Genomic DNA, 638 nt, shown 5'->3' on the forward strand with positions numbered 1-638 from the left:
CCGGTCGAGCCGGGAGGGCGTTCGCCCTGGGTCAAGGACCTTTCGACCCGGAAGATCTGAATCGGAATCCGGAACGGCGGGCTGCGTCGCCCCCCGGCCAAATGATCAGATTTCTACGCTTCTGAGTGAGCGTCTACAATCAGCTCTCCGGCCCGAGACCGATTCGACGTCATCCGACAACCGCGGTGATGATACGATCGGATCCTACTCTGCCCCTCGGAGTGGGTCGATGGCGAGCCCGTGGCGCTCTCGGCGAGACGTGGTACCGCGTGACGACAGTCGGAACGAGGACTGGAAGTTGGTCGCAAGAGCGGACATTTCGGAGCAGTTGCGGGCTCTCGGTGTTCGACCGGGTGAACCCCTGATGGTGCATGCGAGCCTTCGGGAGGTGGGCCCCGTCGAAGGCGGCGCGAATGCAGTGCTGGATGGACTCCTGGATTCTCTGGGCCCCGTTGGCACATTGTTGATGGTGCTTGGCGCCGACGACGAAGAGCCCTTAGCACTTCCCCAGGAAAGTGGACACCTAACTTAGGGCATACTAGCCCAAATGAGGTGATCCATGGCACGAGTACGAAGAACGTTCACACCCGAGTTCAAGCGCGATGCAGTGCGCCTTGTCGTGGGCGAGAAGAAGACCG

1 protein-coding gene is annotated in these 638 nt (G+C 61.3%); it reads left to right on the plus strand.

The features are described 5' to 3' along the window. The first annotated feature begins 229 nt into the window (after window positions 1-229). Window positions 230-532: a hypothetical protein gene (locus GY937_21920; GenBank protein MCP5059370.1), complete on the plus strand. Its 303-nt coding sequence runs from the start codon at window positions 230-232 to the stop codon at window positions 530-532. The last annotated feature ends 106 nt before the right edge of the window (window positions 533-638 follow it).

Source organism: bacterium, from assembly GCA_024228115.1.
Classification (GTDB): Bacteria; Myxococcota_A; UBA9160; order UBA9160; family UBA6930.

Excerpts from the sequence above, each read along its gene's own strand:
- GY937_21920 (MCP5059370.1), top strand. The coding sequence starts at position 230 with ATGGCGAGCCCGTGGCGCTCTCGGCGAGACGTGGTACCGCGTGACGAC.